This is a genomic window from Hymenobacter terrigena (assembly GCF_054776515.1).
On the sequence record NZ_BAAHBU010000001.1, the window covers coordinates 862,984 to 887,211 of the forward strand.

Genomic DNA, 24,228 nt, shown 5'->3' on the forward strand with positions numbered 1-24,228 from the left:
CCCCGCAGGAACCGTTGCATAACGGTCCTGCGGGGCGCTTGGCTTCCGCATCAAATAAATTTAGTCGATTTCCAGGGCCTCAAATACGGCTTCCAGTTGGTCAAAATCGCGCAGGCCCGGCTTCACTTCGTCGCCGGATGGGAATACCAGGCCGGCCAACTGCAACTCCGTGGCCAGCTTACGGGCGCGGTCAGGGTGCAGGCCGGGGCCGAGCCACAAGGGGGCTTGCGCGCTGATTTGGTGCAGTGCTGCGAGGGTTTCCGGCGTTTCGGCTGTTGGTAATTCCAGCACAAAACCAATAGGCGAAGCGGGCAGGGGCTGGGCCCGCACTACGGAATCGGCGGCTAATTCCAGATATACCGGTGGGGCTATTTCGGCTAGCGCTTCGTCAGTTCGAGGGGTGCGCAGCAGCACGGCATCCAAGCTGCATTCGGCAGATATTGCATTGATTTCATGTGCACTGAGCTGGTCGAATTCGCCAATTAGTTCAACTCCGGCAATCCAGCCGGCGAGTTCTTTTACGCTTTTGGTATCGAGGTGTCCGGGCAGGCTGGGGTCGAGAATGAACGTGAGTTTATCGGCACCCATGCCGGCGCAGTAGCGGGCATCGGAAAGGTTGTTGATGCCGCGGATAAGAAGAGGAACGAGGTGGGGCACGGAAAAACGAGGAGGTGAGAAGAAGCCGCCCGGCAAGCAAAGCGCGAGGAACGGAAGCAGGCCCGGTGGGCCCGCCACAAAAGTAGCGCCCAAGCGGGAGCCTACCCTTATTTAAGGAGCGCGCGGCCGCCGTATCTTCGCTGCCATGAATGCATCCCGCCGCACGCCCTTGCTGGCCCCATCGTTTCTGGCCGCCGACCTAGCCAACCTGCAAGCCGAAACCGAGCGCCTCGCCACCAGCGCCGCCGACTGGCTGCACTTCGATGTGATGGACGGCCGGTTTGTGCCCAATATTTCGTTCGGCCTGCCCGTGCTGCAGGCCGTGGCCCGCTACGCCAAGCAGCCCATTGACGTACACCTCATGATTGAGGAACCGCATCATTACCTGGCTGCTTTCCGCGACGCGGGGGCCAGCAGCATCACGGTGCACTACGAAGCCTGCCCGCACTTGCACCGCGTGGTGCAGCAAATCAAGCAGCTGGGCTGCCGGGCCGGCGTGGCCCTGAACCCGGCCACGCCGGTGTCGCTGCTCGAAGACATCGCCGCCGACCTCGACGTGGTGCTGGTGATGTCGGTAAATCCGGGCTTCGGCGGGCAGGCCTTCATCCCGAACACGCTGAAAAAAGTAGCCATGCTGAAGGAATTGCTGGTTGATACCGGCTCGGATGCGCTGATTGAAGTGGATGGCGGCGTGAACATGGAAAATGCCGGCCCGCTGGTGGAAGCCGGAGCTGATGTGTTGGTGGCGGGAAATTTTGTGTTTAGCGCGCCCGAGGGGCCGGTGGCTACGCTGGCCCGGCTGCGCGACCACCTGGCCGGCCTGGAAATGGATGCGTTGGCCGCCGGCCGTCGGCAATAGTTGGCCCGCCTGCTCGTTTTAAGCTCCGTGAAACAACCCGCTACCTTGCCGTTGCCGTTAGTGCCAGTTATTAGGAAAGTTGAGTGCAGCCTGGTGTTGCTGGGTGGTCTGGCCCTGGGGGCTTTGCCGACAACTACGGCTCAGGCGCAAGCCAATGGTGCAGAGCAAACAACGCCGGGCACCCTGGTAACCCTCACGGGCACGCTACGTGATGCCAGCGGCCAGCCCCTGGAGCTGGCCGCGGTGGGAGTGGAGGGCCAGCCCGGCGGCGTCAATACCAGCGCCGACGGCGCGTTTGCGCTGCCCGTGCGCGTGCCGGCCGCGGGCCAGAGTGTGGTGCTGGTCGTACGCCGCCTGGGGTTTATCACGCTGCGGCAGCCGCTGCAGCTGCCCGGCGATGCTGGCAAACCCCTGCGCCTAACCATGCGTCTCGATACCAAAGCGCTGAGCAACGTGCGCGTGACGGGTCGCTCCAACCAGGCCGACACCCGCGAGCAGGTGAGCATTACGCGCATCGACCCGCGCTCAGCCAAAGAGCTTCCTTCGCCGTTCGGTGATTTCAACGCCATTCTCAAGACCCTGCCCGGGGTGGTGTCGAATAACGAGTTGAGCAGCACGTACAACGTGCGCGGCGGCAACTACGATGAGAACCTGGTGTACGTCAACGGCTTCGAGATTTACCGGCCGTTTCTCGTTACCTCGGCCCAGCAGGAAGGACTGAGCTTCATCAACCCCGATTTGGTGAAGCAGGTGGAGTTCAGCAGCGGCGGCTGGCAGCCAAAGTACGGCGACAAGCTGGCCTCGGTGCTGAGCGTGGATTATAAGACCCCCGAGAAATTCGCGGCCTCGCTCACGGCCAGTCTGGTGGGTGGAGCGGCCCACGCCGAAGCCCGCTCGGCCAACGGCCGCGTGAGCTACCTGGCCGGCGTGCGCTACAAGAACGCGCAGTATGTACTGAGTTCGCTAAAGCAGGCGCAGGGCGGCTACAACCCCACCTTCTACGACGCGCAGGCCTTTGTGAACATTGGCCTGGGCAAGAAGGATGACCTGCAGCGGACCACGCTGGGCCTGCTTGGCGTGGTGGCCCACAACGACTACCGCTTCTCGCCCGAAACCGGCCAGGCCACATTCTCGACCGGCACCAACCAGTTCACCCGCGTCTTTATTGCCTACGATGGCCGCGAGCGGATGCAGTTCGATACCTACCAAACCGGCCTGAACCTGAAGCACGACTTCTCCTCGAAGCTTCAGATGGAGCTGCTGGGCTCGGCCCTGGTTTCGCGCGAGTTTGAATACCGCGACGTAGAAGCCGCCTACACCTTTGCCGAAATCAACCGCGACCCCAACTCACCCGATTTCAACCAGGCCGTGCGCCAGCGCGACATTGGTTCGCAGTTCAAGCACTCGCGCAACAACCTTACGGCCCGGATTTTCACGGCCGAAACCCGGGGCCGCTGGACACCCGCTGCTAACCACACCGTGCGCTGGGGCGCCAAAATTGGCCGCGAAAAAATCACCGACAAGCTCGACGAGTACAGCTTTGCCGACTCGGCTGATTTCGTGCCCGATGCCCGCCGCACCCGGCTGCTATCGAATTTGAGCCTGGAAAGCACCCGCACCCAAGGCTTCGTGCAGGATACCTGGAATCTCGATTCGCTGAGGACGCTCACCTACGGGGCGCGGGCGCACTACTGGACTACCAACGGCCAGCTGGTTATCAGCCCCCGGGTGCAGTTCTCGCAAATCAGCCGCTCACACCCCAACCGCTCGTTCAAGGCGGCCGTGGGCGTGTACTATCAGCCGCCGTTCTACCGCGAGCTACGCAACCAGGCCGGCGACCGCACCGACCCCAGCCAGCCCCTGATTCAAACTGCCAACCTGAACGTGGAGCTGCGGGCCCAGAAATCCTACCACTTCATCGTGGGCAAGGAAATTAGCTTTCAGCAGTACGGCCGCCCGTTCAAATTCTCCGCCGAAGCCTACTACAAGTACCTCACCGACGTGGTGCCCTACGACGTGGACAACGTGCGCTTACGTTACTTCGCCAAAAACAATGCCCGGGCCTACGCCGCCGGTTTTGACTCCCGCATCAGCGGCGAGTTTGTGAAGGGCGCCGAATCCTGGTTCAGCCTCGGCGTGCTCACCACCCGCGAAAACGTGGACGGCGACTCGATGAACGTGGTGGATGCCAACGGTAAAGTGACCGGCCGCGAGCCCAAAGGCTACATCCGCCGTCCGCAGGACCAGCGCGTGAACGTGGGCATTTTCTTCCAGGACCACCTGCCGAACAACCCCTCGGTGCGCGGCTACGTCAACTTCGTGTTTGGCACCGGCCTGCCGTTCAGCCCGCCCAACCTGCCCGACCGCCGCGGCACCTCCGACCTCACCCGCAGCTACAACCGCGTCGATTTGGGCTTCTCCAAAGTGGTGGGCTTGAAAAACAATAATGCCCCCAAAGCCCATTTCTACAGCTTCGAAAGCCTCTGGCTGGGCCTGGAAATCCTGAACGTGTTTGCCGCCAACAACGTGGCCGGCTACAGCTACCTGCAGGACGTGAACGGCGTGACGTATTCGGTGCCCAACTACCTGTCCCAGCGCGTCGTGAACCTGCGCCTGATTGCGCGCTTCTAGCGCCGTTTATGGGATGGTGTGAAGTAGCGCGGACTACAAGTCCGCGCTACTTCCGAAACCTTTGGCCGGACTTGCCCGTTTGGCTTTCCGAATTACCTTTGCAGCCGCAATGACCGCCTTCGCCTTTTCGTTTTCACTGGTTTCGCTTCCCGCCTCGGCTGGCAGCTGGGCTGTTGTGGGCCACGGTCATCACCACCATCTGTGGGAGGCCGGGTTGTGTGCCGGGTGCTAGCCTAGCATCGGTTGCCCGAGTCTCCACCGCCGCGTTCGGGGTGTGTGCCCCGGGCTTCACCGTTTCACTTTGCGGGAAATTCAGCCATACGCCGTCTAAATTGCGTTAGGGCTATATCCAATGCTTGTGCCCCGTCGGGGCCGCGCCCGCTAGTTACCCTATTTCATGCTCCGTTTAGCTATTCAAAAGTCCGGCCGTCTGAGCGAGGACTCCCTGGCCCTCATCCGCGAGTGCGGCATCAATTTCCTGAGCACTTCCTACAAGCTCAAAACGGAAGCCACCAATTTCCCGCTCGAAATCCTGTTTTTGCGCGACGATGACATTCCCGGCTACGTGAAAGATGGCGTGGCCGACCTCGGCATCGTGGGCCAGAACGTGCTGGTCGAAGCCGGCTACCCCAACCTCGAAGTCGAAGCTCTCGGTTTCAGCAAGTGCCGCCTGAGCCTGGCCGTGCCCCGCGCCGATGCCTACCCGTCCATCGAAGCGCTGCAAGGCAAGAACATCGCCACCTCATATCCCAACATCCTCGGCCGCTATCTGGCCGAGCACGGCGTGCAGGCCAACCTCCACACCATCAGCGGGTCCGTCGAAATTGCGCCCAGCATCGGCCTGGCCGAGGCTATTTGCGACATCGTAAGCAGCGGCTCTACCTTGCTGGGCAACGGCCTGCGCGAAGTCGAAACCGTCTTCCGCTCCGAGGCCGTACTCATCGCCCAGCCCAACCTCACCGCCGAGCAAAAGGACCTGCTGGAGCAGCTCCAGTTCCGGATGCAGGCCGTGCGCCGCGCCAAGCGCAGCAAATACATATTGCTCAACGCGCCCATATCGGCCCTCGAGGAAGTGCGGCGGCTGTTGCCCGGCATCAAGTCGCCCACCGTCACGCCGCTGGCCGAGGCCGGCTGGGTTTCGGTGCAGTCGGTGGTGCAGGAAGATGAGTTCTGGCACATCACCAGCCAGCTCAAAGCCGTGGGCGCGGAGGGCATCCTCGTGCTGCCCATTGAAAAGATGATTGCCTAGCCCGGTCCGCCATGCAGCTTTATTCCTATCCCGACCCCAGCACCTGGCCCGCGCTCCAGCAGCGCCCCGCCGCGGGCGAAGCGCCCCAGGTAGCCGCCCGCGTACGGGCCATTTTCGAGCAGGTTCGCGCCGGTAGCGATGCCGCGCTGTTGACTTTGGCTGCCGAACTCGACCAAGCCACGCTCACCAGCCTGCTGGTTTCTGATGCCGAATTCGGCGCGGCGGCCGCCCAGGTCCCAGCCGATTTGCAAGCCGCCATCCGCCAGGCCAAATCCAACATTGAAGCTTTCCATGCCGCCCAGCGCGAGCCCGAGTTGCGGGTTGAAACCATGCCTGGCGTGGTGTGCTCGCGTCGGGCGGTGCCGGTGCAGCGCGTGGGTTTGTACGTGCCGGGCGGCTCGGCCCCGCTATTCAGCACGCTGCTGATGCTGGGCGTACCGGCCCGACTGGCCGGCTGCCCGGAGGTGGTGGTGTGCACCCCGCCGCAGGCCGATGGCTCGGTGAGCCCGGTCATTCTATTCGTGGCGCAGCTTCTGGGGATTGATAAAGTGGTGAAAGCCGGTGGGGCGCAAGCCGTGGCCGCCCTGGCCCTGGGTACGGACAGTGTGCCGGCTGTGGACAAAATCTTTGGTCCCGGCAACCGCTACGTCACGGCCGCCAAGCAGTTGGCCGCCGCCGAATTTGGGGTGGCCATCGACATGCCCGCCGGCCCCTCGGAGGTATTAATTATTGCCGATGCCAGCGCCAACCCGGCTTTTGTCGCCGCCGATTTGTTATCGCAGGCCGAACACGGCCCCGATTCGCAAGTGGTGGTGCTGAGTGATTCCAGTGCGGTACTGGAGCAGGTGCAGGCCGAAGTAACCCGCCAGCTGGCCCTGTTGCCCCGCCGCGATGTGGCCGCGCAAGCGCTGGAAAGTAGCCGCGCCATTCTGCTGCCCGATGCCAACAGCATGTTGGAATTCTCTAACCAGTACGCGCCGGAACACCTCATCCTGGCCACCGACAACGCGGATGCCCTCGCCGCCCAGGTGACCAACGCGGGCTCCGTATTCCTGGGCCACCTCACGCCCGAAGCCGTGGGCGACTACGCCTCCGGCACCAACCACACGCTGCCCACCAGCGGCTACGCCCGGCAGTACAGCGGCGTGTCGCTCGATTCGTTCGTGAAGAAAATTACTTTCCAGCGCCTGTCGGCCCAGGGCTTGCAAGCCATTGGTCCAGTGGTGGAAACCATGGCTGAAGCCGAAGGCCTGGCCGCGCACGCCCGCGCCGTTAGCCTGCGCCTGGCTGTACTGACCACCAATTCTGTCCCGACGGAAGCCGTCGTTGCCACGCCTGTGAGCCCCTATGCCGGCCTCATCCGCCCCAGCGTGGAGCGGATGCAGCCGTATTCCTCGGCCCGCGACGAGTTTGAGGGCATGGCCCCGGTCATGCTCGATGCCAACGAGAACAGCCTGGGTTCCGTCGGCCCGGACGATTTCAGCCGCTACCCCGACCCGCACCAGCGCGCCATCAAGACCGGTTTGGCCCGTCTGAAAGGCGTTCAGCCGAACCAGATTTTCCTCGGCAACGGCTCCGACGAAGCCATCGACCTGCTGGTGCGCCTCACCTGCACGCCGGGCCAGGACCGCATCGTCATCTGCCCGCCCACCTATGGTATGTACGAAGTTGCCGCCAACCTCAACGATGTGCGCGTGGAGCGTCTGCCGCTGACCGCTGATTTCCAGCTACCCGCCGATGCCGCCGAAAAACTTGCTGCTTCCAATGCCAAGCTGGTTTTCCTCTGTTCGCCGAACAACCCCACCGGCAATCTACTTGCGCAGGAAGCCGTTGAAACCATCCTGCGCAGTTTCCGGGGCCTGGTCGTTGTCGACGAAGCCTACGCCGATTTTGCCGATGCCCCCAGTTGGATTACGCGCCTGGCCGAATTCCCACGTCTGGTAGTCATGCAGACTTTTTCCAAAGCCTGGGGCCTGGCTGGTTTGCGGCTGGGCGTGGCGTATGCGTCGGCGCAACTCATTGCCTACCTCGATAAAATTAAGCCACCGTATAACATCTCGGCCGCCACCCAGCAACACGCGCTGGCCGCCTTGGCCGCCGCGCCGCGTCTGCCCGAAATGCGGGCAGAACTGCTCGAAGGCCGTCGCTGGCTGATTGAGCGGTTAGCGCAGGTGGCCATCGTCGAGCGCATTTTCCCTTCTGATGCTAACTTCCTGCTCGTGCGCTTCACTGTTGATGCCACCGCGGTGTACGACCAGCTTCGCAGCCGGGGCATTGTAGTCCGCAACCGGACTACCCAGCCGGGCTGCGCTGGCTGCCTTCGCCTCACCGTTGGTACAGCAGCCGAAAATAGCCAGTTGGTGCAGGCGCTCACTGAAATCGGGGCCGAAACGCAACCCTTGCTTGCCGCATCCCTTATCCAATAGTACCCGGGCCAACCCCGGTTTATCTCGCACTTCGTTAATCTTATTGAGTTGAAAAAGGCCCTTTTCATCGACCGCGACGGCACTATCCTCGTAGAGCCGCAACCCAGCCAGCAAATCGACGGCCTCACGCCCGATAAATTTCAATTCCTGCCCGGAGCCATCAGCGCGCTGGCGCGTATTGCCCGCGATTTGCCGGAATACGAGTTGGTCCTTGTTTCTAACCAAGATGGGTTGGGCACCGCGAGCTTCCCGGAGGATACTTTCTGGCCGGCCCATCAGCTAATGCGGGACATTCTCGCCAATGAAGGCGTGTATTTCGCCGCCGAGCACGTCGACCGCAGCTTTCCGCACGAAGGCTTGCCCACCCGCAAGCCCGGCACGGGCCTGCTCGGCCAGTACCTCGACCCCGCCAACGAATACGACCTTCGCAATTCCTACGTCATCGGCGACCGGCTCACCGATGTTCAGCTCGCGGAAAATCTCGGCAGCCAGTCCATTCTGATAGGAGAGGAGCCGGACCCCCGCGCTGCCCTCACCACCACCAGTTGGGAGGCTATCTACAATTTCCTGCGTTACCCGGCCCGCGTTGCCGTTATCGAGCGCAACACCAACGAAACCCAGATTGCCATCCGTCTTAACCTGGATGGCACCGGTAAAACCGATATTCACACGGGCTTGGGTTTCTTCGACCATATGCTGGAACAGCTAGGGCGCCACAGTGGAGTTGATTTACACATAAGTGTAAAAGGGGATTTGCACATTGATGAACACCATACCGTTGAAGATACGGCCCTTGCCCTCGGCACCGCCTTTTCCCAGGCACTGGGCGACAAGCGTGGCTTAGCCCGCTATGGCTTTCTGCTGCCCATGGACGAAGCCTTGGCCCAGGCGGCTATCGACTTTTCCGGCCGGCCCTGGCTGGTTTGGGACGCCGAATTCAAGCGCGAGCGGGTAGGGGATTTGCCTACCGAATTGTTCTTCCATTTCTTTAAGTCCTTCACCGATAACGCCCGGGCTACCCTCAACATTTCCTGCCGGGGCGACAACGAACACCACAAGATTGAAGCCATTTTCAAGGCGGTGGCTAAGGCAATCAAAATGGCTTTGCAGCGCGACGAATCAGCTGCTATTCCCAGCACAAAAGGGATTTTGTAGTGTGTAGCAAGTGGAAAATATGTTGTATATCCAAATAAATAATGATGGTTTATATTCATTTGGATTAAGTGATTTGTTATGGAAATAGCAGTGGTAGACTATAAGGGTGGGAATGTGCAATCAGTCCTGTTTGCCCTGGAACGTTTAGGTGCGCAGGCTATCCTGACTGCCGACCCCGACGTATTGCGACGTGCCGACAAAGTGCTGTTTCCGGGTGAAGGCGAAGCCTCATCGGCTATGCAGGCGCTGCGTGAGTCAGGTCTCGACTTGGTCTTGCCCACCCTCACCCAGCCGTTTCTAGGCATCTGCCTGGGGATGCAGTTGCTTGGCACGCACAGCGACGAAAACGATACCCCTATGCTCGGCCTACTACCCTTCAAGGTGCAGCGCTTTGTGCCCGATGCTGACCACAAAGTCCCGCACATGGGCTGGAACAACCTGCAAGCCTTGCGTGGACCGTTGCTGGCGGGCCTCACCGAAGCCGACCACGTCTATTTTGTGCATAGTTATTATGCCCCGGTGGGGGCCTATACCATTGCGCAAGCCGCGCATCCCAGCGCCTTCAGCGCGGCAGTGCAACACAAAAACTTCTATGGTGTGCAGTTCCACACCGAGAAAAGCGGCCCAGTGGGCACGCGCATTCTGGCCAATTTTCTGGCGCTGTAACCGGCGTCACCCCCTCACAAATCCCAATCCTCAGTGGATATTATTCCTGCTATCGACCTTATTAATGGCCAGTGCGTGCGGCTGAGCGCCGGCGATTTTGCTCGCCAAACCACCTACGATGCCGACCCTGTAGCCGTCGCCCAGCGTTTTGCCGATGCGGGATTGCGCCGCCTGCATCTGGTCGACCTCGACGGGGCCCGCGCCGGCCATCCGGTTAATCTGGCCGTATTGGAAGCCATTGCTCGCCAAACCAATCTCGGCATTGATGCCGGTGGCGGCATTCAAAACGATGCTGCTCTGGCGCAGGTGCTGGCCGCCGGTGCTTCCCACGCTACCGCCGGCAGCCTGGCCGTGCGCGAGCCCGCCACGGTGCAGGCCTGGCTGGCGCAGCACGGGCCTGATACTATCTTCCTGGGAGCTGACTACAAAGGCAATCATATTGTCATCAATGCGTGGGCCGACCAAAGTGAGCTGACGTTGGCCGGTTTTATTGCCGATTACATGGCTGCTGGCGCTACCACTTTCATTTGCACTGACGTGAGCAAAGACGGCTTGCTCCAAGGGCCGTCCTTGCCAACTTACCGCTTGCTGGTGCAGAAGTTTCCTGCGGCCCGCTTTATTGCCAGCGGTGGCGTCACCACAATCGGCGACCTGGAGCTACTGGTAGAGGCCGGTATGCACGGGGCCATCATCGGCAAGGCGCTTTACGAAGGCACCATTGCTTTGGGCGATTTGCAGCGATTCCTGTAGTAAATTCAGGTGTTCGGCACTTCTTAAACGGCTACCATTGTGATTAAGAAAAGACTTATTCCTTGCCTGGACGTGCGCGACGGCCGCACCGTGAAGGGCATTCAATTTGAAGGCCTGCGCGATGCCGGCGACCCGGTGGCGTTGGCCGCTCGGTATGCCCACGAGGGGGCCGACGAGCTGGTATTCCTCGACATCACCGCGACCAACCAGCGCCGGCAGCCGCTCACGGACCTGGTGCGTGATGTCGCCCGCGTTTTGGATATTCCCTTCACCGTGGGCGGTGGCATCAGCACCGTAGCCGATGTAGAAGCGCTGCTCCTCAGTGGAGCCGATAAGGTCTCTATCAACTCCGCCGCTTTGGCTAGGCCGGCTTTTATTTCGGATTTGGCCCGGCGTTTCGGCTCCCAATGCGTCGTCGTAGCCGTTGATGCCCGCCTGGTGGAAGGCGAATGGCAGGTCATGACGCGGGCGGGCACGATGCCCACCGGCAGGCAAGCCGTCGATTGGTGCCGGCTGGCGGCCGATTTGGGGGCCGGTGAGCTCTTGTTAACCTCCATGAGCCACGACGGTACCAAAGCCGGTTTTGCCCTGGAACTGACCCGTGCGGTCTGCGACGCTGTTTCCGTGCCCGTAATCGCGTCCGGTGGCGCTGGCCAGCCCGCTGATTTTACGGCTGTTTTTGAAGCAGGTGGGGCAGACGCGGCCTTGGCCGCCAGTATTTTCCACTTCAATGAAACCGCTCTGCCCGCGCTAAAACAGTACCTGCATGCGGCGGGTGTTGCCGTACGCCTGTAATTCTGTATTTATTGTTTTCCCTTCCAAGATGACTCCTGATTCCAATCCCTCTAATGGCCTTCGGTTCGATGAAACCACAGGCTTAGCCCCGGCAATTATCCAGGATGCCGATACCGGACAAGTCCTGATGCTGGGGTATGTTAATGCCGAGGCTTGGGCCAAAACGCAGCAGGAGGGACGGGTCACGTTTTTCTCAAGGTCGAAAAACCGGCTTTGGACCAAAGGCGAATCAAGCGGTAATTTTCTCACCGTGGTGAGCACGCACATCGATTGTGACGCGGATACCGTGCTTATACGGGCACTTCCCGCGGGCCCAACCTGTCATCGGGGCACTATCAGCTGCTTCGTGCAAGCCGATGAAACCGTGGCGCCTGCAGCACCCATTGGCTTTCTGGCCAGTCTCGAACGCCTTATTGCCGAGCGTCACCGATTTCCAGAGAGAGCCCCGACTTCCTATACCGTTTCATTATTCAACAAGGGCATTCCCAAAATCGCGCAAAAAGTGGGCGAAGAAGCCGTTGAAACGGTAATAGATGCTGTTGCTGGTAGTCATGCCACACTTCCGGGCGAAGTTGCCGACTTGCTATATCATCTGCTGGTGCTATTAGAAGCCACGGGTGTCACCACCGCACAGGTAATCGATGTATTACAGGAACGCCACCGGCTTCCCAATACTCGTCATTTATCGGAGCGCTAATTGTGAAAATATCCTTGTAAGCCACAGTGCGCCTTTTCGGTTGCTTCCCATAGCTTACAAGGATATTTTCACATATTTGTTAGCCTTTCAGCTGCCTACGAATTTTCTCCAGTAAGGCAATTGCGAGTGTAATATCTTCTTCCTCAGTAATTGCGAGTTCGGTACTAACTCCAGGGCCACTGATTTGAATCTGATAACCCGGTTTCGCAGACGAGGGAGGTGGTGGCGCGATATGTTGTAGTTCAGGTTGAGTATCCGCATTTACATCGGGTACTTTCTGTGTACTAGCAATATCTCGTTCTGCGTGTGCATTCTGAGTAAAGTCCTTCTTTTGTTCGCTTGCTGGTGGATGATGCGTTGCGAAGCCAAATAAGCTGGCAATGGCATCAGTATCCCTACTTGGTGTCTCGGCTATTTTGGCAATTGGCACAGCGGTATTATTTCTGGCCAAGTCCAGAGGTGTGATTAGCTCATGCTCTGCTGTCGGGGATTCATTCAAGCCATTGATTCCAGGGTTGACTGCGTTATCTGTCGCTCGTGTTGATTCCGAAGCGATAATACTTCCCAAAACCTCACTCTCAGGTTTGAATGAGTTGACTCTCGGCACTGGGCTGGCTAGTTGTCGTCTTGCTGCTTGGCCGGCATTTAACGCGTCGATATCGGCAATAGTGTTGTGCTCATCCATTAATCCGACCATTCTGCATCCATCTACGAATGCCTTTGCTACGCCCTGTGCGTTGATTTCCTCGACGCCAAACTCGCGTATTAGCATTACATCGAGCATTTGGACGGGGAGTTCACGGGACCGGAACTTCCGGCAAATTTGTGTGAACAGGGGCGGAGTAAGAAATGCTTCCCGGTGAAAAGCTAACTCTTCCTGCTTATCATAAGCATGCTTAATCCTTTTGAATAGCGTGGTGGTCGTGAGCAGTTCCCGTTTGCTTGTTATAAGCCCAAACTTTACTGCCGAGCCAATAATTGCTTTAAATGAGCCGCTTACTTTTCTGTTCAGTTTCCGGGCAGCTGTTTCTATTGTGCATTTACCGCCTGTATCATCGGTTATTTCAGCTAGTTCCCATGCACCGGTATAGCTCGTTCGGGGGTAGTCTATGAGTTTTGGCATAATGCATTAATAGGCGAGAGGTGAGGTTGAGTTTTAAATAAAAGTCTATAAAAGTATAAATCACTAAGAAAATATATACTTTTATAGACTTTGGTATTAGTGGGTTGCGTTATCAGTAAAGCTAGATTGCTAAATAGTATATGTGTCTTTATAGTATATGTGTCTTTGAATCCCTACGACTTTTTTTTGACTTAGTTTCATCAGTATCTGCAGAAACTTAAGCCGCAGAATGCTTCAGAAACTATTTTAGGCATCTTAGTCCTACTTACCAATAGTTTATACTGCAAGTTAGGCTAAATAGGGGAGTACTGCTCATCTTTAATTAATATAGTATTAATAAGCATATAAAAATGCCAATTTTTATACTTTTTTTTATCTTATTATAAAGCCTCCCTTTACTGTCCTTAAAGAACTAACTACACTCAGCCATAATCAGACATGTAAAGATATAGTATTAATAAGCATATAAAAATGCCAATTTTTATACTTTTTTTTATCTTATTATAAAGCCTCCCTTTACTGTCCTTAAAGAACTAACTACACTCAGCCATAATCAGACATGTAAAGAATTAGCAGAAAAAGATAGCACAAAACACACCACCAGCAATCAATAACGTACCCCAGACCATACCACAGGCGTTCAATTATATTGTGGCTACCATGGCGCAACAAAAAAGAAACTTCAAAATCGACCTCTGTGTAATGAACTACCAAATGAAGTCCCAAGTACTATAATTGCAAGGATAAGGAGTTGTTGACTCGCATTAAATGGAGACCATAAAATGCCCACACCTGATAACTTTCAAAGCCTGGGAACTGGCTTTAAACACCACTACATTAACAGCTTCTCAGCAATGAGATTTATGTCCTATAATTTATATTATGTTAAATTTGACTTGTAAATATAACCGGATTCAATAAAAAAGGCCCGCCTAAAGCGGGCCTTTTACTTACTCAACACTAGTCCCCTACTTCTTCAGGCTTTGCAGTTTTGCATTAAGCCTTTCGGAATCAGCAGTACGACCCAAACGGAAATATACTTTCTGGAGAGAAGTAAGCGTGTTGCGGTCATCAGGCTGCAACTGCAAGGCTTTCTCAAAGTAAGGAACCGAGGCTTCGAAATACTTTTTACCTTCAGCTTCAAACTTCTTTCCCGAGGCTTGGTATGTTTTCAGATCCATCTTACTGGCCTTGGTGTAGGCATCAGCAGCCTTGTTGTAGTTATATACGCCGAGGTTAAACTGCGCATCAAAGTTATTCGGGTCAAGCTCGACCGCTTTCTTGTAGTCTGCAAGGGCCAAGTCGGTCTTCTTTTGCTGGTCGTACATCGACCCGCGTACTGCGTAAAGATTAGAGTTGCTTGGGTCAGCAATAATAGACTTGTTGATTTTAGCCAGCGCATCCTCGCCCTTACCACTCGCGAGCGACATGTTCAAGTCCTCCAACATGAAGGCCTTATTCGTCGGGTACGCAGCAAGAGCCTGCTGCAGCACTTTTGCAGCTTCCGCATTATCGTTTTGCTGCTTTGCCATTTGGAGCAAGCGCGAGTACAACGTTACCGACTTATAGTTCATACCAAGCAACTGGTTGTAACTGGCTTTAGCACCAGCATAATCCTGCTTAGCCTCCGAGGCATAGGCCGAGTACAGCACGGCGGTGGTATCCTGCGGCTTAATCTTCGAGGCTAACTTATAGCTCTCAATGGCTTTGTCGTAGTCCTTAGCATTGTAGCTATTCACAGCATCATTAAACGCCCGACCATAGAGGCCATCCATTTTGGCAACGGCTTGCTTACCGAACTCACCGTCTTTCGTATCAAGCTCAACGGTCTTATTATAAGACTCATATGCTTTTTGAACCCCTTCACCAGGCTGCAATTGCTTGCTGTAAATAGGGCTTTCCAGCATGCCTTGGTAAATTTCACCACGGGTATACCAGGTTTTGGCTTTGCCCATGGTTTTCTCATTCACAATGGCTTTGTCAATGTCCGTACGGGCTTTGTCCAACAGCCCGGAGCGCTGGTTCAGAATGGCGTTGGTGACGGCTGAAGTTTGGGCGTAACCCAGCGAGGGCAACCCACCGGCCAGGGCCACGGCGACGGCAATCGTCAGAAATGTCTTCTTCATGAGTTCGGGAATATGCCGAAATTCAGGGACTGAGTGAAAATCACCCGGTTTGATAACGACGGGGAAAATGAAAAATAGTGAATATTGGGACAAAACCCTCACCCGGAAACGGTGGTTGCCGGCCTTGGGTTCGTCAAAAATAAACGGGGCGACCCAAATGGACCGCCCCGCTCCTACTTCAGCAATTATGCCAAGTCATCGGATTCTGGTTCATCCTCTAAATCTGCATCGTCATCGCTGTCTTCTTCCAACTCATCGTCGGTTTCATCAGGCTCATCGGCATCTTCGGCAAATGTTTCATTACCAGATTCATTAGCAATAGCAGCAACTTGCGCACTGCCTTCTTCCCCAGTGGCGAGCAGTACAACTTCTGTTTCTTCCTCCTTTTCTTCAGCAGCCACTTTGGCTACCGAAGAAATTTCGTCATTGGCACTGATTTTAATCAGCCGGACACCTTGGGTGGCGCGGCCAATCGTACGCAAATCACTCATGCGCAAGCGGATGGTGATACCCGACTTATTGATAATCATCAGGTCGTCAGAGTCGTTAACATCCTTGATGGCCACGAGATTACCGGTTTTCTCGGTAATTTTCATGGCCCGAACGCCCTTGCCGCCGCGCTTGGTAACGCGGTATTCCTCGAGTTGGCTGCGCTTGCCAAAACCGTTTTCGCTCACTACCAGCAATTCCTGTGTGGGGTCGGATACGCACACCATGCCCACCACCCGATTGCCGGGCACATCTTCTAGGCGAATGCCCCGCACACCAGCGGCGGCGCGGCCCATCGAGCGGGCCTCGCTCTCGTTGAATCGTACGGCACGCCCCGTGCGCGAAGCTAGGATGACTTCGGCATTGGGCGCGAGTAGTTGCACGTCCAAAATCCGGTCGCCCTCGTTGATGGTAATGGCGTTGATGCCGGCAGTACGGGGACGCGAATACGCTTCGAGCGGGGTTTTCTTCACCGTGCCTTGCTCGGTACAGAACATCAGGAAGGTGTTTTCCAGATAATCCGGGTCTTTCAGGCCGCGTACATTGAGTACAGAACGGACTTTATCCTCGCGTGGAATTTCGATGAGGTTCTGCAGGGGCAGACCTTTGGTCGCCTTCCCTCCTTCCGGCACTTCATATACTTTCAGCCAGAATACCCGGCCGAGCTCGGTGAAGAACAGCAGGTACTCGTGGGTGGTGGCTATGAAGAGGTGCTCCGTGAAGTCGTCCTTTTTGGAGATGGCCCCGCGCGAACCCGCGCCGCCACGCCCCTGGGCCCGGTACTCGTCGAGGTTGGTGCGCTTGATATAGCCTTCGCGGGAAATGGTGATAACCATGGCCTCGTCGGCAATCATGTCCTCGGTCGAGAAATCACCACCGATGTAGTTGATTTCCGTGCGGCGGGCATCGCCGTACCGCTCCCGGATATCTTCGAGCTCGGTTTTGATAATGCCGCGCTGCAATACTTCCGATTCGAGCACCGACTTCAGGTAGTCGATGAGCTTCATCAACTCGTTGTACTCGGCCACTATTTTGTCGCGCTCCAGGCCAGTGAGGCGCTGCAGACGCATGTCCAGAATGGCACGGGCCTGCACTTCGCTCAGCGCGAAACGCGAGATGAGCTGGCCACGGGCCACCTCGGGGTCGCGCGAGCCGCGGATGAGGGCGATTACCTCGTCCAAATGGTCGAGGGCAATGAGCAGACCTTCGAGGATGTGGGCTCGCTTCTGGGCTTCGGCCAGCTCGTAGCGCGTGCGGCGCACGATGACCTCGGCGCGGTGCTCGACGAAGTACTGAATGAGCTGCTGCAGGTTCAGCGTCATTGGGCGGCCTTTGACCAGGCACACGTTGTTGACACCGAAGGAGCTTTGCAGCTGGGTGTACTTGTAAAGGTTGTTGAGCACCACGCTGGGCATGGCGTCGCGCTTGAGGTCGTAGACGATGCGCATACCGTCGCGGTCCGACTCGTCGCGCATGTCCGAAATGCCCTCAATCTTCTTGTCGTTGATGAGCGCGGCGGTCTTTTCAATCATCGACGCCTTGTTCACCATGTAGGGAATTTCGGTGACGACGATTTGCTCTTTGCCGGTTTTGGTGGTTTCGAACGTGGCTTTGGCACGCATCACCACGCGGCCCCGGCCGGTTTCGAAGGCCTGCTTCACGCCCTCATAGCCGTAGATGATGCCCCCAGTCGGGAAATCGGGTGCGGTGACGTGCTGCATGAGCTCGGCCACCGTGATGTCGGGGTTGTCGAGGTAGGCGATGATGCCGCTCACGACCTCCGTCATGTTATGCGGCGCCATGTTGGTGGCCATGCCCACGGCAATGCCCGACGTGCCGTTTACCAGCAGGTTGGGGAATTTGGCGGGCAATACGCTGGGCTCTTCGAGCGAGTCGTCGAAGTTGGGCTGGAAGTCAACCGTGTCTTTGTCCAGGTCGCCGAGCATTTCGTCGGCAATGCGCTTGAGGCGGGCCTCGGTGTAACGCATGGCAGCCGGCGAGTCACCATCGACGGAGCCAAAGTTGCCCTGGCCGTCTACCAGCGGGTAGCGCAGGCTCCAGTCCTGGGCCATGCGCACCATGGTGTCGTACACCGAGGAGTCGCCGTGCGGGTGGTATTTACCCAGCACCTCGCCCACGATACGGGCAGATTTTTTGTAGGATTTGTTGTAGCCCACGCCCAGCTCGCTCATGCCGTAGAGCACGCGGCGGTGCACGGGCTTCAAGCCGTCGCGCACATCGGGCAGGGCCCGGGAGATGATAACCGACATCGAGTAATCGATGTAGGCGCCCCGCATCTCGTCTTCGATGTTAATCGGAATGATTTTTTCGCCTTCCGCCATTGAGGGGGTTGATAGGCGGCTTGAAAAAACCCAAATAAGGTGGTTTTCAGCCGCAGGGTGAATGGTTCTTTATATGCGTGCGAAGATACACTAAAAAGGCCGCAACGGCAAGCGCTGCGGCCTTTTTCGGGCTAAAATCGGACGGATTCAAAGCGGATGGTGTTCTGAATGAAAAACCAGCAAAACCACTAAATCAGCACCTTCCCTCCTACTGCCGAAACCAGCCTACCGGATGGACTTACTACGGTCGTTGTCGTGCTTGGCGGGCTTGGAATTGTAGACTTTGATTTTCTCGCCGATGGCGGGGTTCTGCTTTTTCCAGAGCGGCTGGCCCCGGTACTTTACCCCACTGTGCATGTGCACCTTGCGCGTATGGCAGGATTCGATGGGACAAGTGCGGCAACTGGCCACGGCCACCAGCAACAGGCAAAACAACGAGCGAAAAAACAGCTTCATGGCGTAAAGGTAACGCATACGACAGGCGGCGCAGGCCAATACCGGACCAAACGCCGGATTGCGCGCTTTAGTCTTCGCCGTCCCATTCGGCCAGAAAGCGGGCCACGTAGGCTTCCATGAAAGCGTGGCGTTTTTCGGCAACGGCACGGGCACCGTCCGTATTCAGCCGGTCTTTGAGATGGAAAAGCTTTTCGTAGAAGTGATTGAGCGTGGGGGCCGTGTTTTTCTGATAGCTGGCGAAGCTGTCGTGCGCTACGGGCGCAATGGCGGGGTCGTGCAGCGGCCGGCCGGCGTGGCCGCCGTAGGCAAACGCCCGCGCAATACCAATGGCTCCAATCGCATCCAGGCGGTCGGCATCCTGCACCAAGGCCGCCTCGATGGACGAAACCGGCGTGGCCACGCCCAATCCTTTGAAGGAAACCTCCCGGATGACAGTTTCGACGCGGGCAATGGCTGCTTCGGGCACCTCTTGGCTGAGCAGCCAGGCGCGAGCGGCACGGGGGCCGGCTTCGTAGTCGCCGCCGTGAAATTTCCAGTCGGCAATGTCGTGGAGCAGAGCGGCCAGCTCGGTTACCGTCGCATCGGCTTCGGGATGAGCGGCGGCCAGACGGCGGGCCATGAGCCAGACGCGGCGAATATGCGCCCAGTCGTGCCCACTGCCTTCGTTGGCAAACTTGTCTTCGATAAAGCGGGCGGTGGTGGCAATTACGTCCAAGGGAACTGAAAATAGGATAAGAGTCGAAAAACGGCCGCCTAAGAGCCGGGCAAAAGTACGGGCTTATTCTGTGCCTACAGGCTCTGGCCAAACATTAGAAAAACAATTCCGCGGTGCATCAGGGCCAATTTCTTCGCTACCGAATACCGAAACAAATCAGAATCAACCGGTTCATTTACGCCAGCAACCCACGTACAAGCTAATAGTTGCAAGAATGCCACCGCAGCGGGCGCAACTTCCGTTTTAGACAGAGACAATACGGGCGCCTTTCACCACACTTACACCATACGGCCGTTTCTTCGCCTTCTTAAAGTTCATTTCTATGATTTCCCGCTGTTTTCTTTCGCTGGCCCTGCTCCTGCCGCTGGCATCGGCCCCGCGGCTCGCGGCCGCGCAGGTGCCCCTGGCCACCCCCGCGCCGGCCGATACCACCCACAAGTACCAGAACCCCGGTGGGGTGTCTTCGCCAGTCAAAAAGCCGTTCTTCAAAAGCAAAGGGTTTCGGGCCAGCATCGTACCGGCGGTACTGATTGGCTACGGGGTCAGCACCATCCACGGCAACGGCTTTTATAGCTCCTATGATGCAAAAAAGGACATTCGCAATGCCTTTGGAGACTATCGCAACCACATCGACGACTACCTGCAATGGGCACCCTACCTGGAAATTCCAGTGGTGCTGCTGGCCGGGGTAGAATCGCACAACGACCGGCTAAACCTTGGCCTGGTTATCGTAAAAAGTGAGCTGATTATGCTTTCCTCGGTGTACGTGGTGAAAACGCTGACCGGCATCGAGCGGCCCGATGGCTCGGACAAGCTGTCGTTTCCGTCGGGGCACACGGCGCAGGCGTTTCTGGCGGCCAGCATTGTGCACACCGAGTTTCGGGACAAGAGCCAGTGGTACGGCATCGGGGCCTACACGCTGGCCACGAGCGTGGCCGCGTTCCGCATGATAAACAACAAGCACTGGGAGTCGGACGTGGTAGCCGGCGCGGGCTTCGGGATTCTCTCGGCGCACGTGGCCTATCTGACCCACCGCAACCGCTGGGGCCACAAGCCCACCGGCCGCGGCATCGGCGACACAAGCTTCATGCCCATGTGGACGCCGGCGGGCGGCACGGGCCTATGCTTCACCTGGCGACCGAAATAGTGGCAGGAAATCCCTCCTGTTACAGTATAATCGCAAATCGGGCCGCCCGCATCATTTGATGCGGGCGGCCCGATTTGCGTTGGAGTGCATTTTGGTAAAGCTAGGTTACCGGGGTTTCGGAGCTAACCGTGCCCGTGGTGTCAGCTGCATCCTGCTCGTCCAGGGCCTCCAGTTCGACTTCCCGTTGCCATAATTGGGCGGGGTTGAACAGACTGGTGGCAGCAGCCAGGTCTTCGAGCAAATGGTCGTCGGCAGTTTCCTGCACTTCTGAATTTGGGGGCAATTGATTCGGTTCCATAGCCTGTCTACGGAAAGTATCTGGGGTACGGCCGTTCTTTCGCTTGAAACGGCGAAATCGACCGGAAATAGTCCAGCAAAAAGCCCATTGCAATCCGAGGATTACAACGGGCTTTTGCCATGTATGAGCCGCCTGTCGGACTCGAACCAACGACCCTCTGATTACAAGTCAGAAGCTCTACCAACTGAGCTAAGGCGGCGGGTTGGTGGTGCAAAAGTAAACAGCCGACGCCGCTTTCCCAGCAATCGGGCCACATTTACTAAAAAAAAGCGGGCCAGCATACTAGATGCTGGCCCGCTTCACTGTGTTTCGAAGCGCTAATTAGCTGCGAATCACTCGCAACTGCTTCTTCAACGCCTCGATGCGTTTCTGGCCTTCGGCGATGCGGCCCTGGTATTCCTCGCGGAGCTGGGACGCATTCTTGGAGCGGGCAAAGAAATCGAGGTTGGTTTGCAACGTGGCGTGGTCGTTTTCCAGCTCGTTGATTTCCTTACGCAGGGCCATTTCCTTGCGCGTGAGCTGCTGCTGAGCCTGCGGACGGGCTTTGAGACGTGCGATTTCGGTCTGGAACAACAGGTCGGCGCGGTCGGCGTAGCTCAGGCCGGGCACATGGTCGAGGTACTTACCCAGCAGGGAAAGCAGTTGCTCCTCGCTACGGTCGGCAGTGCCACGGTTCGGATGCTCGTCGTTGGCATCGAACTCGGCAGCCCAGTCAGCCAGGATGGCCCGGAAGCCTTCCAGCGAGCCCGGAGCATCGGCGGTGAGGGCATTTACCTGCTCCGCGATTTTATCGAGGTGCGCGGTTTGCTCCACTGACGACTGCTGCACTCTCTCCTCGCGGGAGCGGGCTTCCTGCTTGGGGCGCTCAAACACGGCGTCGCAGGCGGCGCGGAAGCGGTGCCAGAGCTTGTCGGCGAGCTTATCAGGCACGCGGCCCACGTCCTTCCACTCCTTCTGTACCCGGATGATAACCTGACGGGCGGCGTCGGCATCGGGGTTGTTGGCGGCTTCTTCGGCTTGGTCGATGAGGGCCTGCTTGGCTTTCACGTTGGCCGACTTCTCGTTGTCAAGCGACTTGAAGAAGTCGTTCTTGCGGTTAAAGAAGGCCTTGTAGGCGGCCCAGTACTGCTTGTTCAGGGCATCGGCCTGGGCGCGGGGCACGAGGCCGGCGGCTTCCCACTCGGTTTTGATTTCCTGTAGCTCGTCGGTTTTCGAGCGCCACAGGTTCACGCGGTCGGTGTCGAAGGAGGCGAAGGGCAGCACGCGCTCCAGCAGGGCCTGCTTTACCACGAGGTTAGCTTTTTCCACGGTCGAGCGCTGGTCCACGAACTCCTTACGGCGCTGGTGCAGCACATCCGAAGCGGCGATGAAACGCTGCCACAGCGGCTCGCGCTGGTCGTTGGGCACGGGGCCGATGTTCTTCCAGTCTTCGTGCAGCTTGGTGAGCTCATCGAGGGCCTTGTTGATGCCGGGGGCCGAGCCGAGGGCTTCGGCGCGCTTGATGAGGGCCTCTTTGGCCTCCTGGTTGCGGCGGCGGTCCAGGTCCTTCATCTGCAGGAACTGGCCCTGCTTGCTGTAATAGATATCGAGCAGGCCGTGGTAGGTGTCCCAGATGCCCTGGCTATCGGCCTGGGGCACGGCACCGGTGGCTTTCCACTCGGCTTGCAGGGCTTTCAGCTTGCCCGAGCTGTCTTTGGTTTCGGCGGCGTCCACCAGCGCGCGGAGCTGGTCGAGCAGGGCTTTTTTCTTGATGAGATTGTCGCCACGGCTGGCGTCCTCGGCTTTGGCATCCTTGGCGCGGCTTTCGCGGAATTCCTGCAGGGCTTTGTTGAGCTCCTGCTGGCCCTCGGGCTGCTGGAAAGCAAAGGCTTCGGCACCTTCGCCGCCGGCGGCGAATTTCTCGCGGGCGGCGGTGCGGGCGAGGCCCACGTTGGTTTCGTACTGGCGGGTGAGGTCCGAAATCTGCTTGCGGTTTTTGCCAGCATTGGGGCTGCGCAACAGGCCCACCAGGTAATTGGCCTGGGCGGGCAGGTCGAGCGCCGTGAAATCGGGCGCAACGGTTTCGGCAGCGTCTTCGCTTTCCACACCCGTAGCTTCTTCGCCGGCTTCAATGGCGGCTACATCGGCCGGAGCGGCGTCCAGGGGCGTTCCCGACGAGGTGGGCAGCGTAGCCAGCGGCTCCTGGGCCGTTTCCAGTTCCGGGGCATCGTGCAGTTCCACGGTGGGCAATTCGGCCGATTGGTTTTCGACGGTAGCGGCCGTGTTCGGGCCACTGAGCGTTTCGGGGTCGGCAATGGGCGCGGGCGTGGCGCTGTCGATGTGCTCGGCAGCGGGCAGGGCATCGGGATTGGGCGTCGTGGCCATTTCTTCGCCGTAGTGCGCAATGGCGCGCGCTTGCGGAGCCGACACATCGCTGCCATCAACCGTTACCGAATCGGGAACGTGCTGGGCGGTTTCGGCGGCAGCGACAGCCTCGGGAGTACCGGGTGCGGGAGCAGTTGGGCCTAAATCGGTAGCGATTACGGCGGCAGCGGGCGCTTCGGCAGTGCCGGCACCATCGGGCTGCCCGGCGGCCAAATCCGGCGTGCCCTGGGCGGACAGCTCTACCTGGGTTTCGCCGGCCGCGTTGGGCGTGGGCGTAGCCGAGGGTGCAGCAACATCGGCCGCGGGGGCAGCCGAAGCCGATTTACTCTGAATTTCGGCCAGACGGCGTTGCAAAATGGTCATCCGGTCCTCGCTGGCCGGGTCGTTGCCGCCCGCGAGCGGAGCAGTGGGGTTTTCTTCAGCAGCCATAAATCTTCGTAAAAGCCAGCCCGGAACATGGGGCCAGAGGAGAGAGCAAAAAAAAGTGGGAATAAAACAAAAGTCCGGACAAAATCTGCATTAGTTCAGGCGGGGGTCGACGGGATAATTGGCCAGCACTTTAAACTTGCCGCCTTTTTCCCGCAGAATTTCCCGCCAGAACGCATCAGATGCCAAAGTAAACACTTTCCCGGCGCTTGCGGGGTGACGTATCCAACTCTGCCCCTGCATTTCGACCGCCAGCTGGCCCGCCGACCACCCCGAGTATCCGGCAAACAGCCGCACATCGTCGGCCACAACGGCTCCGCTGCCGAGCAACCCGAGCAGGATTTCAAAATCGCCGCCCCAGTACACGCCCTGGCCCAGGTCAGTGGCCCCGGGCAGGTCGGCCCGGCGGTGCAGGTAGTGCAGGGTATTGGGCTCGACGGGGCCGCCCACGTAGATGGGAACCATAGCGGCGGCTGTGGCTTCGGGCGGCAGGTCGAGTACGTCGTCGAGCACGAGGCTGGTGACGCGGTTCAGCACGAGGCCAAAGGAGCCGTCGGTGGGCTCGTCGCGGCAGAGCAGAATCACGCTGCGCTCGAAGTTGGGGTCGCCCAGAAAGGGCTTGGAGATGAGCAGAGTACCGGGCCGCATTATCGGGTGTATTTGAAGAATGAGGAATAAAGGAGTTGGAGCAGCTGGCAGCCGATGAGCGGGTACGGGCCACCCTGCCTTGCGCGGGGTCGTATCTTGCGCCCGCAATGCCCCGGCAACCGCACTGGCGGAATAAGTAAGACTGCCATTCGCCTAAAAATGTTCCTCCTTACTGCCATGCGAACCCGCCGAGCCGGCGGGTGCCACCC

At 58.1% G+C, this 24,228-nt stretch carries 19 protein-coding genes and 1 tRNA gene; 10 read left to right on the forward strand and 10 right to left on the reverse strand.

Going from position 1 to position 24,228, the window contains the following annotated elements; genetic code table 11:
* Positions 1-60 precede the first annotated feature (60 nt).
* Positions 61-657, reverse strand: a complete 597-nt coding sequence (locus tag ACYU7Q_RS03420) for a hypothetical protein (RefSeq protein ID WP_460608025.1) — start codon at positions 655-657, stop codon at positions 61-63.
* Between the two features lie 145 nt (positions 658-802).
* On the opposite strand from ACYU7Q_RS03420, the gene rpe reads away from it, so the two are divergent.
* The 9 genes from rpe to hisIE all read left to right on the forward strand — a co-directional run bounded on the left by rpe (position 803) and on the right by hisIE (position 11,885).
* Entirely contained in the window at positions 803-1,516 is a 714-nt protein-coding gene (gene rpe, locus ACYU7Q_RS03425; protein ID WP_460608026.1) for a ribulose-phosphate 3-epimerase, read from the forward strand.
* A gap of 27 nt (positions 1,517-1,543) precedes the next feature.
* Positions 1,544-4,147, forward strand: a complete 2,604-nt coding sequence (locus tag ACYU7Q_RS03430) for a TonB-dependent receptor (RefSeq protein WP_460608027.1) — start codon at positions 1,544-1,546, stop codon at positions 4,145-4,147.
* Positions 4,148-4,544: 397 nt separating this feature from the next.
* Complete coding sequence (gene hisG / locus ACYU7Q_RS03435) at positions 4,545-5,396, forward strand: ATP phosphoribosyltransferase (RefSeq protein WP_460608028.1); 852 nt, start codon at positions 4,545-4,547, stop codon at positions 5,394-5,396.
* An 11-nt stretch (positions 5,397-5,407) separates the two neighbouring features.
* Positions 5,408-7,822 (forward strand): histidinol dehydrogenase, encoded by a 2,415-nt coding sequence (hisD, locus tag ACYU7Q_RS03440; RefSeq protein ID WP_460608029.1) that lies wholly within the window; start codon positions 5,408-5,410, stop codon positions 7,820-7,822.
* A gap of 48 nt (positions 7,823-7,870) precedes the next feature.
* A complete protein-coding gene (hisB, locus tag ACYU7Q_RS03445) occupies positions 7,871-8,977 on the forward strand; it encodes a bifunctional histidinol-phosphatase/imidazoleglycerol-phosphate dehydratase HisB (RefSeq protein WP_460608030.1) in 1,107 nt (368 codons plus the stop codon).
* A gap of 78 nt (positions 8,978-9,055) precedes the next feature.
* Positions 9,056-9,643 (forward strand): imidazole glycerol phosphate synthase subunit HisH, encoded by a 588-nt coding sequence (gene hisH, locus ACYU7Q_RS03450; protein ID WP_460608032.1) that lies wholly within the window; start codon positions 9,056-9,058, stop codon positions 9,641-9,643.
* Between the two features lie 33 nt (positions 9,644-9,676).
* Positions 9,677-10,393: a 1-(5-phosphoribosyl)-5-[(5-phosphoribosylamino)methylideneamino]imidazole-4-carboxamide isomerase gene (locus ACYU7Q_RS03455; RefSeq protein ID WP_460608033.1), complete on the forward strand. Its 717-nt coding sequence runs from the start codon at positions 9,677-9,679 to the stop codon at positions 10,391-10,393.
* Positions 10,394-10,432: 39 nt separating this feature from the next.
* Positions 10,433-11,188, forward strand: coding sequence for an imidazole glycerol phosphate synthase subunit HisF (gene hisF / locus ACYU7Q_RS03460; protein WP_460608034.1), 756 nt, complete (start codon positions 10,433-10,435; stop codon positions 11,186-11,188).
* Positions 11,189-11,216: 28 nt separating this feature from the next.
* A complete protein-coding gene (gene hisIE, locus ACYU7Q_RS03465) occupies positions 11,217-11,885 on the forward strand; it encodes a bifunctional phosphoribosyl-AMP cyclohydrolase/phosphoribosyl-ATP diphosphatase HisIE (RefSeq protein WP_460608035.1) in 669 nt (222 codons plus the stop codon).
* A gap of 79 nt (positions 11,886-11,964) precedes the next feature.
* On the opposite strand, the gene ACYU7Q_RS03470 is transcribed toward hisIE, so the two are convergent.
* From ACYU7Q_RS03470 to ACYU7Q_RS03490, 5 genes are all read right to left on the reverse strand, one after another.
* Positions 11,965-13,008 carry a hypothetical protein gene (locus ACYU7Q_RS03470; protein ID WP_460608036.1) on the reverse strand — a complete coding sequence of 348 codons (1,044 nt, stop codon included), beginning with the start codon at positions 13,006-13,008 and terminating at the stop codon, positions 11,965-11,967.
* Between the two features lie 968 nt (positions 13,009-13,976).
* Complete coding sequence (locus tag ACYU7Q_RS03475) at positions 13,977-15,134, reverse strand: tetratricopeptide repeat protein (RefSeq protein WP_460608037.1); 1,158 nt, start codon at positions 15,132-15,134, stop codon at positions 13,977-13,979.
* A 185-nt stretch (positions 15,135-15,319) separates the two neighbouring features.
* Positions 15,320-17,965, reverse strand: coding sequence for a DNA gyrase subunit A (gyrA, locus tag ACYU7Q_RS03480; protein ID WP_460608038.1), 2,646 nt, complete (start codon positions 17,963-17,965; stop codon positions 15,320-15,322).
* Between the two features lie 225 nt (positions 17,966-18,190).
* Complete coding sequence (locus ACYU7Q_RS03485; protein ID WP_460608039.1) at positions 18,191-18,439, reverse strand: hypothetical protein; 249 nt, start codon at positions 18,437-18,439, stop codon at positions 18,191-18,193.
* A gap of 49 nt (positions 18,440-18,488) precedes the next feature.
* Positions 18,489-19,136 (reverse strand): HD domain-containing protein, encoded by a 648-nt coding sequence (locus ACYU7Q_RS03490; protein ID WP_460608040.1) that lies wholly within the window; start codon positions 19,134-19,136, stop codon positions 18,489-18,491.
* A gap of 322 nt (positions 19,137-19,458) precedes the next feature.
* Here ACYU7Q_RS03490 and ACYU7Q_RS03495 point away from each other — a divergent pair, with 322 nt between their 5' ends.
* Positions 19,459-20,283, forward strand: coding sequence for a phosphatase PAP2 family protein (locus ACYU7Q_RS03495; RefSeq protein WP_460608041.1), 825 nt, complete (start codon positions 19,459-19,461; stop codon positions 20,281-20,283).
* A 100-nt stretch (positions 20,284-20,383) separates the two neighbouring features.
* Here ACYU7Q_RS03495 and ACYU7Q_RS03500 read toward each other — a convergent pair whose 3' ends face one another.
* From ACYU7Q_RS03500 to ACYU7Q_RS03515, 4 genes are all read right to left on the reverse strand, one after another.
* Positions 20,384-20,581, reverse strand: coding sequence for a hypothetical protein (locus ACYU7Q_RS03500; RefSeq protein ID WP_460608042.1), 198 nt, complete (start codon positions 20,579-20,581; stop codon positions 20,384-20,386).
* Between the two features lie 126 nt (positions 20,582-20,707).
* A tRNA-Thr gene (locus ACYU7Q_RS03505) sits at positions 20,708-20,780 on the reverse strand.
* Between the two features lie 122 nt (positions 20,781-20,902).
* Positions 20,903-23,374 (reverse strand): DUF349 domain-containing protein, encoded by a 2,472-nt coding sequence (locus ACYU7Q_RS03510; RefSeq protein ID WP_460608043.1) that lies wholly within the window; start codon positions 23,372-23,374, stop codon positions 20,903-20,905.
* A 90-nt stretch (positions 23,375-23,464) separates the two neighbouring features.
* On the reverse strand, positions 23,465-24,019 hold the full coding sequence (locus ACYU7Q_RS03515; protein ID WP_460608044.1) for a YqgE/AlgH family protein: 555 nt from the start codon (positions 24,017-24,019) through the stop codon (positions 23,465-23,467).
* Positions 24,020-24,228 lie beyond the last annotated feature (209 nt).